Source organism: Streptomyces sp. NPDC055103 (genome assembly GCF_053607625.1).
Genome location: NZ_JBSGTX010000130.1, coordinates 1 through 9475, shown reverse-complemented (window position 1 = coordinate 9475; position 9475 = coordinate 1). Strand labels below are relative to the sequence as shown.

The window sequence follows — 9475 nt, the reverse complement described above, 5'->3', positions numbered from 1 at the left end:
GGGCAGTACGGCCCCGCCCACGACGGGGAGGGGCGGGGGGCAGTGCGGCCCCCGGCTCCTCCACGGGCCGGCAGTGCACGGCGGGAAGGGCCCGGACCCGTGCCCGACCGGCGATCGGGTGGTCAGACGGCCGCGGTCTCGGTCGCGAGGGCCCAGGCGGCCCAGCCGCCGAGGATGTCGGAGACGTCGCCGAAGCCGCGGTGGCGCAGCAGGCTGGCGGCGATGGAGGACCGGTGGCCGCCCGCGCAGTGCAGGACGAGGGGCCGGTCGGCGGGCAGTTCGCCGGTACGGGCGGGCAGCTCGCTGAGCGGGATGTGCAGGGCCTCGGGGATGAAGCCGTTCGCCTCGCGCTCGCCGCAGGTGCGCACGTCCACCACCAGCGGCGGGTTCTCCCCGGCCAGGGCGGCCTTCAGCTGCGCGGCGGTGAGACGGCTGGCCGGGGCGACCTCGTCGGCCAGCACGCGAAGCGCGTCCTCGGGGTTGCGGACGTAGCCCACGACCCGGTCGAAGCCGATCCGGGCGAGACGGGTGACGACCTCCTCCTCGCGGTTCTGCGCGGCCATGACCACCAGCTCGTCGGCGGGATCGAGGACGGTGCCCGCCTGCTCGGCGAAGCGCCCATCAGCCGGCACGTTCACCGCGCCGCGCAGGTGCCCGGCCGCGAACTCCTGCGGATCGCGCGCGTCGACCACGACCGCCCCGGCGGCGCGCAGTTCGGTGAACTCGCCGAGCGTCAGCGGCCTGGCCGCGACGGTCGCGTCGTACAGGGTGCGGTCCTTACGGTTGAGGTCGGCGTCGTAGGCGAAGTACCCCGGAGCGGTGGACTGCCCCGCCGCGACCAGGGCCACAAACTCCTCCCGGCTCATCGGCGCGCAGGCGTAGTTGGTCGTCCGCTGTTCGCCGATCGTGGAGGACTTCTCCGTGGACAGGTTCTTGCCGCAGGCGGAGCCCGCGCCGTGGGCGGGGAAGACACGGACCTCGTCCGGCAGGCTCATCAGCTTGTTCTGCACGCTGTCGTGCAGCATCGCGCCCAGCTCCTCCGCGGTCACGCCGACCGAGGCCAGCAGGTCGGGGCGGCCGACATCGCCGATGAACAGGGCGTCACCGGTCAGCACGCCGTACGGAACCTCGTCGGCGGCGTGCTCGTACACCAGGACGCTGATCGACTCCGGGGTGTGCCCGGGAGTCTCCATGATCTGCAGGGTGACGTCACCGAGCGAGACCCGCTCGCCCTCGGCCAGGTGCCGGACCGGGTACTCCGTCTCGGCCCGTGCGCCGTAGCCGATCCACGCGCCCGTCTCGTCGGCCATCTCCAGGTGGCCGGCGACGAAATCGGCGTGGAAGTGGGTGTTGATCACGCCGACGATGGTGAAGCCGTGCGCCCGGGCGTCGGCGAGGTACTCGGAGACGTCCCGGCGCGGGTCGACGACGACCGCCTGTCCGGTCTGCTCGTCGGCGATCATGTACGACGCCTGGGACAGGCAGTCGAGGTAGTACTGGGCGAAGAACACGGCGAACCTTTCGACGGAGAGAGCGGGCGCGGAGCGGAGCCCCGCGGAAGTGCGGTGAGAGAGCGGCTGGCGGCCGTTCAGGAGGCCCGGGCGTCCGTGCCGCGTACGACCGGGCGGCCGGTGCGGGCCCAGCCGGAGGTGCCGCCCGCGACCGAGATCGCGTGGAAACCGGCGTTCTCCAGGTGCTCGGCGGCCCAGGCGCTGCGGTTGCCGCTCGCGCAGATGACGAAGACGGGCCGGTCGGCGGGCAGCGCGGCGAGGTGGGCGCCGAGCTCGGAGAGAGGTGCGGTGCGGGCGCCCGGCACATGACCCGCCGTGTATTCGTCTGGCTCGCGGACGTCGATGGTGAAGGCGCCCTGAGCCAGCTCGGCCGCGAAGACGTCCAGATCCACTTCACGCATGGAAGATCACCCTTTCAGATACCCCCCGGGGTACTTGCGTCATCGACTGTAGGCAGGGCTGCGAAGGGAAGTCAAATACCCCCCTGGGTATTCAGCATCACAGGGAGGATCACGCGGCATGAGGAGGAGATTAATACCCCTAGGGGTATGGTGATCTGCGGATACGAGAACGGAAAGGACGGCGACGAGATGACCCAGAGGACCATGGCGGCGCCACCGCCCTCCCCCGGCGCCGTCCGGCTGGGGCTCCGGGAGAACCGGGCGCAGTTCGTCCTGCTCGTCGTCGTCACGGCGGCGGTCGGGGCGCTGGTCGGGCTGGAGCGGACGACGGTCCCCCTGATCGGGACCGAGGTCTTCGGGCTCACCGGGAACCTGGCCGTCTTCTCATTCATCATCGCCTTCGGCCTCGCCAAGGCCCTCACCAACCTCGCCGCCGGGGTGCTCACCGTCCGCTTCCGGCGCAGGCAGCTCCTGCTGACGGGCTGGCTGATCGGCGTGCCCGTGCCGTTCGTGCTCGCCTGGGCGCCGTCGTGGTGGTGGATCGTGGCGGCGAACGTCCTCCTCGGCATCAACCAAGAGCTGACGTGGTCGATGACCGTCAACATGAAGATCGACCTCGTGGGGCCCGCCCGCCGCGGGCTCGCCACCGGCCTCAACGAGGCCGCCGGCTACGTCTCGGTCGGCGCGACGGCCCTGCTCACCGGTTACCTTGCCAGCCACTACGGGTTGCGCCCCGCCCCCGAACTCATCGGCGCGGTCTTCGTCGCCGCCGGCCTCGCGCTGTCGCTGTCGGTCAGGGACACCGCCGCCCACCTGGCCCTCGAACTCGCCCACCACCCCACCCCCGAAGGCGGTCCGGCGGATCGGCCGTCCTTCTGGGAGACCTTCGCCCGCACCTCATGGCGCGACCGCTCCCTGCGCGGCGCCTCCCAAGCCGGCCTGATCAACAACCTCAACGACGGGCTGACTTGGGCTCCGGATCCCTGAGCTGCCCGACGTCCTGGTGGAGCGAGACACCCCTGGGCTGTGGGATGCCGCCATGTTCACCGTGGTCAGCAGTCGGGTGCCGGACTGTTGGGTCGCAGGGCTGGAGGACGGCCGGGTGACGCTCGCGCCCAAGGAGTGGCAGCGCCCAGGCTTCTGGGAGGACTACTTCGACGGCGAGCCAACTGCCGGCGCTGAGTATGAGCGTCTTCGCGCGGAAGTCCTCTCCCAAGCGTGACCTCGGATTGGTGATCATTGCTGGCGTTCGCCAGTAGTTGACCAGGCACTCGCACTGGGGCGGGTGGTCGGAATGCCGAGCACGACGGGTGACCGCTGGGCGAGTCGGGCAGCGTCGGCCTGCTTGGTGCGGACGAAGGTCAAGGTCATGTCGATGCCCTCGATCTCCCCGAGCCATTGCTCTTCTTCGGCTCGCTTGCGGCGGAGGATCAGGTCTTTCTCGATCTCGGCGAGCCGCGGCAGCATCTTGGGGTTGACCTGCAGGACCGGGCATCGGATGCAGGCGTGCTCGTGCTGGCAGGGTGATCCATAAGGTCGAGCGCAGTTCCCGAGCTCGACCTTGCGCTTGTCGAAGTGCTCATCGCACTCTGCCCACTCCTGGGCGGTGACGTCGGTGTATTCGTCGTCAGGCCGCAGGGTCCGGCGGTGGTTCAGGAACTCCTGGTAGTGCTTGACGATGTCCTCGGCGAAGACCGCGACGTAGCCCTGCGTGGTCCGCAGGTTCAGATGTCCGAGCAGGGCCGCGCCGATGTGGATCGGCAGACCGCCGTTGACGATCTCGGTGGCGAAGAGCCGGCGGAAGTCGTGCGGGGTGAACTTGGTCCCGGCGAAGGCGGGGTTCGTCTTGGCGAGCTCTTCGCAGCTGCGGCCGAGTATTTCGAGCACGGTGTTGCCTGACATGACCGCGCGGACGCTGCCCCGGTGACGCTGGAAGAGGAACGGCATGGGGTCCAGCCAGATCCTCTCGTGGGGGTCGTAGCGGGTCAGGAGGGGGATGGGTCGGCCGTCGCGGGTCTGGCGGCGGACGATCTGGGCGATGGCGTGGAAGAGCTCGGCGGACATCGGGATGACGCGCTCGCGTTCGGTCTTCGAGGGAGCGACGACCAGGAGGGCGATGACCTCGCCGTTGGAACGCTCGTATTGGCGGATGCTGAGATGGGTGAGTTCGACGAGTTCCTCGACGCGGATACCGCTGTGCCGCAGGATCTCGACGGACACCCATTCCCAAAACGCCGTGTCCTCGGCGATCGTCACGTGGATCAGCTCGTCGATGCCGTGGTCGATGACCCTGACGGTCGGCTCGGCCACGAGTTTCGCCTGGCGGCGGTCCTCCCAGGAATCGGTGCGGCTGTAGCGGCGGCCCGCGTGCTCGAAGGACTCCCCCAGCGGAACCGACCGGGCGAGTTCCAGGAGGCCGGCCAGACGCTCGTAGCGGTCTTCGATGTGCCGGACGAGGACCGGCAGCAGCGGCTGGCGGACGCGGGTGCGGTCGGCCATCCGCCGGTTAATTAGTCGCGCCGCAGGGTGTAGAGCTCCCAGGCGTCGGGGTCGCCGACGAAGACGTAGAGCTTCGGATGTTCGTGAGTGCCGTAGACGCTCCAGCTGTCCATGGCGAAGGAGCAGGCGTCGATGGAGACGTTGACCTGCTGGGTGTAGGGGCCGTCGACGGGGTCGTAGGCCCAGGTACCCGTGCCGGTGCACTTGCGGACCACCGGTTCGAAGGAGTCGACGGGGTCGAAGCCGAAGGTGTCGACGTGAGTCGCCACGGCTTTGCCGTCCGGGGACAGAGTGAGGGTGCCGCCCTTGCCGTCCGAGTACGTTCCGGCGATCTGCTCGGCGTTCAGCAGCGGAGGCTCGTACCCGATCCCGGCGAACAGAGCGACGCCGGCGAGGGTGAAGGCGGTGACGGCGGCGAGCGTCCCGTACAGCGCGACCCGCCCGAACATCTCGCGCCCGGAGAGCGGCGGACGGTCCGGCAGCAGCAGCCTGCGGGCGACCAGGCCAGGGGTGGCGAGTGCTGTTGTCGCCGTGAGCCATCCGGCGAGGCACGCCAGGAAACCGGCCTCCGTGAGCAGTGCCACGGCCAGGACCGCCGGGGCGGTTGCGGCGGCCGTGGCGGCCGGGACCCACCACCACGCCTCGCGCCCCGAGAGCGTGCGGCCGAGCCACGCGGCCAGGGTCAGGAGCGGCATCACCGTACTGACCGTCACAAGGGCGCCGAGGACGGCTCCGACCAACACCATGAACGGCACGGCGATCACGAGCCCCAGTGCGTGGTACGGCAGGGCTGGGGCCTCCTCGGTCTGCTCCCACACGAGGACCGCGGTCATCCCGATCACCGCCTCGACGAGCAGCACCGAGACGGACGCCGTCACCACGGCACCGAACCTGTCCTTCGCACGCTCCTGGGGGTGTGCCAACACCGGCGACTACTGCATTTCTGAACGCATTCAAATCCCTCCTCCGGTGCACATCATGCACCACAGCAGCGCCCACTCGCCCGGCACGCTGCCACGACCAGGAGGCGCCCACCCCGCCGCGTGAGCCCGCAGTGGGCCGGTGGAAGTCGGCGCCGACGGGGCAGCGGCCGGTCGCGGGGCGGAGGCCGGCTGCGGGTCTTCGCGGCACGACAGGGGCGCACCCACCCGATACCCGCCGGTTCGTCCATCTCGGCGCCGCCGTCGCCAGATCCGCCAGGGGTACCGCGAAGGTCAGTGGGCCAGCTCGCCGCTCACGGCCTGGTCCGCGACGCTGCCATCACCCAACTCCGCGCCGAAGGCCACGATGTCAAGGACGCTGTAGCTGGTGCGCGCCTCGTCGGCGAGGGGGATCTGCTCGACGGCGTCGACCCGGTTGAGCACCTGGGCGCCGGCCGGCGGCGTTGGAGGTGCGGCGGTCGTGGACGGCAGGTGAGGTGGTCAGGGCGAGGGAGAGCGCGGCAGAACCGCGCAGCTTGTTCTTGGTCATGCCTGTAGGGGTAGCGGCGGTCGCGCTCGTGGCGTGCCGGAACCGCTTTTTCGTCGGTGACATGGGGGAGGGTGGTTCACCAGGGAAACGCTTCGGTCCGGCGCCATGTGCACTCCTATGCCAAGGCCGGTCACGTAGGAGCCGGGAGTGTCAGTCCGCGGTCCATCGGGCGCGGTAGCGGGCCTGTGGTGCGTCGGCGGTTATGCCCCGCTGCTGCGCGCTTTCCTGTTCCTCGGCGGCCTGCTGCGCGGCGTCATCCAGTCCGAACCCATGAGGTCGAGAGGCATCGTCGAGGGCGAGTTCGGGTGTCTCCCAGTCCGATTCGACGCCGTGGACCGGGCCGAAGGGGGCCGGGCCCAGGCCGGAGACACCGACAAGGTCAGGGGATCCGCTCGTAGACATGAACGCTCCCGCCCGGCCATCGGCGAGGTCGGCCGGCCTTCCTGGTGTGTTGCGAGACCGGGGGACGCACACAGAGGTCCCAGCGGGCGAAACCTGCCGGACCAACTGTCCCGCGCACGTGAGCGCCGCGTCCTCCGCACGCCCTGACTCACATCTGCCTCTGAGATGTGAGGTGTTTCCTGTGGTCACAGCGGGTGCGGGCGTGTACCGTCCCCGTTAGCTGTCGTGGTTCGGATCTTCCCCTATACCCATGCCTTCGGCGTGGGCTTTTTTGCTGTGCTGTGCCGCAGGGACCAGGGCGATCACCTCCGCCTCCCACACCGTGTGGGCGGCGTTCATCGACTGGAAGGCATGAGACATGGCTACGGGAACTGTGAAGTGGTTCAACGCGGAGAAGGGCTTCGGCTTCATCGCCCAGGACGGCGGCGGCCCGGACGTCTTCGCCCACTACTCGGCGATCAACTCGACTGGCTTCCGTGAGCTCCAGGAGGGCCAGTCGGTGACGTTCGACGTCACCCAGGGCCAGAAGGGCCCCCAGGCGGAGAACATCAACCTCGCCTGATCCCCACCCCGCCGGCGAGACTGGGGCCGTGACCTGGACAAGGGAATCGGCCCCTTCACTCACCTGGACGAACGCCTCCCTTCCGGCCCGTGCCGGAAGGGAGCGCGCGGGACAGGGCCCGGGTCCCCGTGACGGGCCTGGGTTCTATCGCGTATCGCAACACCCCAGCTCACCGAGGGGGAGATGGACTTCGAGCCCCGCGAGTGCGGACGGTTGTCCAGGGGTGTTCGAAACTCGTTCGGGAGTGGGGAAATTGATTCCGGCTCATGAGCGACGGGATGAGGAGTCAGGAAGGTCGATCAGCTATGGCCTCGCCTGCTGAGCGAGCAGAAGGCCTGCGGCCTGGTTCCGCTCCTGCGCTGGCCCGACGCCATGGGAAGACCGCTCGGCCTGGACCACGTCGATGCCGTCCGCTTGGAGGGGGCGTTGGCCACGGACTTCGCCGAGTACCGGCGCAGGAGGCTGCCCTTCTGGATGGATCCGACACCGGTCCCGGCACCTGAAGGAATCCAGCCATGGCCGCACGACCCCGGTCCGCCCTTCGAACGGTGGCCGGGCCTGGCGCCGCCGATGCCAGCTACGTCCGCAGACCCGAAGCCCGAGGGAGCCTGCTGGCCCGGCTCATCGAGACGGGTCAATTCGGGTTGGACGAGTGCCGCCTCGTACTCGTCACTGCCCGTCGCGGCAGCGATGCTCTGGCGTCGATCGGCTGGTCCGCAGAGGCGCCGCTGCCTCTGCCGTGTGCACTCCTGCGGAGCTGGGAGGACCGCTCCGGCGCCCAATTCGTCGCGGTGTTTGGCAGCGAGCTGCGCCTCTCGGTCGCGAGACCTCCCGTTGAAGCAGAAGACGCGAACCTGCTCGGTTTGGAACACGTACTGTACGCCACGGACCTCGTGGGACGGACTTCCTGGTTGTTCTGGTGGGACTAGGCCGTGTTTTGGGTCGGGTTCCGGTGCACGTTGCGTGCTGTGATGATCATGGTGTGGGGCGTGGGGATCTTTCTGACGAGCAGTGGTCGGTGCTGGAGTCTTTGCTGCCTGCGGCGGGTGTCAGTCGCAGGTGGCCAGGTCGGCGGCGGTTGGTGGACGGTGTGCGGTGGCGGGTGCGGACGGGGATTCCGTGGCGTGATCTGCCGGATGAGTACGGTCCCTGGCAGACCGTGTACGGACTGTTCCGGCGGTGGCAGCGGCAGGGCGTGTGGGACCGGCTGCTGACGTTGCTGCAGGCGAGGGCCGACGCGGTCGGGCTGATCACATGGGAGGTCAACGTCGACTCCACGGTCTGCCGGGCTCACCAGCACGCGGCAGGTGCCCGCCGGGATGGCGTCGGGCAGAAGGAACCGCCCGGTGGTGTCGCGACCGAGCCGGACGACCACGGGCTGGGCAGGTCGCGGGGCGGGTTCACCACGAAGATCCATCTGGCGTGCGAGCAGGGCCAGAAGCCGTTGTCGCTGCTGGTCACCGCCGGGCAGCGGGGTGACAGCCCGCAGTTCGAGCCGGTCCTGAACGCGATCCGGGTGCCCAGGACCGGGCCGGGCCGGCCACGGCGCCGACCGCTGCGGGTGCGGGGCGACAAGGCGTACTCCTCCCGCGCGAACCGTGCCTACCTGCGCAGACGCGGGATCAGGTGCACGATCCCGGAACCGGCCGACCAGGTCCGCAACCGAAAGCGCCGCGGCCGGGCCGGTGGCCGTCCGCCCGCCTTCGACTCCCAGGACTACAAGGCCCGGCACGCGGTCGAGTGCGGGATCAGCCGTCTCAAGCAGCACAGGGCGGTCGCCACCCGCTATGACAAGCTCGCGGTCCGGTTCGAGGCGACCGTCCAGGTCGCGGCGATCCATCAGTGGCTGTGATCAAGTCCAAGGTCACGGCCGTGCCATGCTGGCGGCCGGACTTCGAGCATCACACGCAAGGGGAGGACCTGTGGCCGCCCGGTACTACTGCGCGGACAGCGAGAACGGCGACCACGTGGACGACCCGTCCGAAGACGCCTTGTTCATGCTGATCAGCGACTTGAACGGCACGGACAACACCTTCGTCGTCGTCCAGCCCGACGAGGACGATCCCGCCTGGTTCGCCTCCGTCGCCGTGTTGGACGAGGGCGGCTACGAGATCGTCTGGCGTGACACCACCCGCCGCGAGCACGACGTCAGCTCCGAGACCAGCATCGACCGGATCGCGGGCGACCTCACCAAATGGCTGACCGCCCGCGCTACCTAAAACACGGCCTAGCCGGGCTTCCCCGGGGACGTTCTCGATGCCGCAGGTAGCCGTGGATGGCACGGGCGGAGTAGGCGCGCTCCGCAAGAACGACTGGCGGCTTCGTCCGAGGTCTGCCCGCACCCCGCGGGGCAGGCGCATGCGTGCCATCACCGTCTCGAAGGCCCGCGCGTCACCTGCCTGGCCAGCGGTGGGGGTAAGGGCCAAGACCGCGCATTGCCGTCAGCTGCCAGGGGCCTTGGTGCTCGGCCCGCCGCGGGAACGTCCGAGGGCATGGTCAGTTGGCTCGTTGCGGCCGGTTGCACGTTTTTGAGTGGGTTGCGTCCTGGGAAGTGGTGTACGGGTTGGACCTGATCCGGGGGTTTGCTCCGGCGTCAGGGTGAGGCCCGCATAGACGAACGGCCACCGGCT

At 69.5% G+C, this 9475-nt stretch carries 12 protein-coding genes and 1 pseudogene; 6 read left to right on the top strand and 7 right to left on the bottom strand.

The window, feature by feature from the left end; translation table 11 throughout:
* Positions 1 to 122: 122 nt before the first annotated feature.
* Together ACWFR1_RS39445 and ACWFR1_RS39440 are read right to left on the bottom strand one after the other, a co-directional pair.
* Entirely contained in the window at positions 123 to 1511 is a 1389-nt protein-coding gene (locus ACWFR1_RS39445; protein WP_453560721.1) for a rhodanese-like domain-containing protein, read from the bottom strand.
* Positions 1512 to 1588: 77 nt separating this feature from the next.
* Positions 1589 to 1912: a rhodanese-like domain-containing protein gene (locus ACWFR1_RS39440; RefSeq protein WP_453560719.1), complete on the bottom strand. Its 324-nt coding sequence runs from the start codon at positions 1910 to 1912 to the stop codon at positions 1589 to 1591.
* Positions 1913 to 2101: 189 nt separating this feature from the next.
* On the opposite strand from ACWFR1_RS39440, the gene ACWFR1_RS39435 reads away from it, so the two are divergent.
* Complete coding sequence (locus ACWFR1_RS39435; RefSeq protein ID WP_453560716.1) at positions 2102 to 2899, top strand: MFS transporter; 798 nt, start codon at positions 2102 to 2104, stop codon at positions 2897 to 2899.
* 52 nt (positions 2900 to 2951) lie between these two features.
* Complete coding sequence (locus tag ACWFR1_RS39430; protein ID WP_453560713.1) at positions 2952 to 3134, top strand: hypothetical protein; 183 nt, start codon at positions 2952 to 2954, stop codon at positions 3132 to 3134.
* A gap of 14 nt (positions 3135 to 3148) precedes the next feature.
* On the opposite strand, the gene ACWFR1_RS39425 is transcribed toward ACWFR1_RS39430, so the two are convergent.
* The 4 genes from ACWFR1_RS39425 to ACWFR1_RS39410 all read right to left on the bottom strand — a co-directional run bounded on the left by ACWFR1_RS39425 (position 3149) and on the right by ACWFR1_RS39410 (position 6283).
* Positions 3149 to 4411 (bottom strand): tyrosine-type recombinase/integrase, encoded by a 1263-nt coding sequence (locus ACWFR1_RS39425; RefSeq protein WP_453560710.1) that lies wholly within the window; start codon positions 4409 to 4411, stop codon positions 3149 to 3151.
* Between the two features lie 11 nt (positions 4412 to 4422).
* Entirely contained in the window at positions 4423 to 5292 is an 870-nt protein-coding gene (locus tag ACWFR1_RS39420; RefSeq protein WP_453560707.1) for a hypothetical protein, read from the bottom strand.
* A gap of 333 nt (positions 5293 to 5625) precedes the next feature.
* Positions 5626 to 5775, bottom strand: a complete 150-nt coding sequence (locus ACWFR1_RS39415) for a hypothetical protein (RefSeq protein WP_453560705.1) — start codon at positions 5773 to 5775, stop codon at positions 5626 to 5628.
* A 256-nt stretch (positions 5776 to 6031) separates the two neighbouring features.
* Positions 6032 to 6283, bottom strand: a complete 252-nt coding sequence (locus ACWFR1_RS39410; RefSeq protein WP_453560703.1) for a hypothetical protein — start codon at positions 6281 to 6283, stop codon at positions 6032 to 6034.
* A gap of 358 nt (positions 6284 to 6641) precedes the next feature.
* Here ACWFR1_RS39410 and ACWFR1_RS39405 point away from each other — a divergent pair, with 358 nt between their 5' ends.
* The 4 genes from ACWFR1_RS39405 (at position 6642) to ACWFR1_RS39390 (ending at position 9064) form a co-directional block, all read left to right on the top strand.
* Positions 6642 to 6845 (top strand): cold-shock protein, encoded by a 204-nt coding sequence (locus ACWFR1_RS39405; protein WP_326804814.1) that lies wholly within the window; start codon positions 6642 to 6644, stop codon positions 6843 to 6845.
* Between the two features lie 515 nt (positions 6846 to 7360).
* On the top strand, positions 7361 to 7774 hold the full coding sequence (locus ACWFR1_RS39400) for a DUF4253 domain-containing protein (RefSeq protein WP_453560700.1): 414 nt from the start codon (positions 7361 to 7363) through the stop codon (positions 7772 to 7774).
* Positions 7775 to 7827: 53 nt separating this feature from the next.
* Entirely contained in the window at positions 7828 to 8697 is an 870-nt protein-coding gene (locus ACWFR1_RS39395) for an IS5 family transposase (protein ID WP_453560697.1), read from the top strand.
* 70 nt (positions 8698 to 8767) lie between these two features.
* Positions 8768 to 9064, top strand: coding sequence for a hypothetical protein (locus tag ACWFR1_RS39390; RefSeq protein WP_453560696.1), 297 nt, complete (start codon positions 8768 to 8770; stop codon positions 9062 to 9064).
* A 34-nt stretch (positions 9065 to 9098) separates the two neighbouring features.
* Here the strand turns inward: ACWFR1_RS39390 and ACWFR1_RS39385 are convergent.
* Positions 9099 to 9352: pseudogene (locus ACWFR1_RS39385) on the bottom strand (IS5/IS1182 family transposase); the annotation flags it as partial.
* Positions 9353 to 9475: the final 123 nt, after the last annotated feature.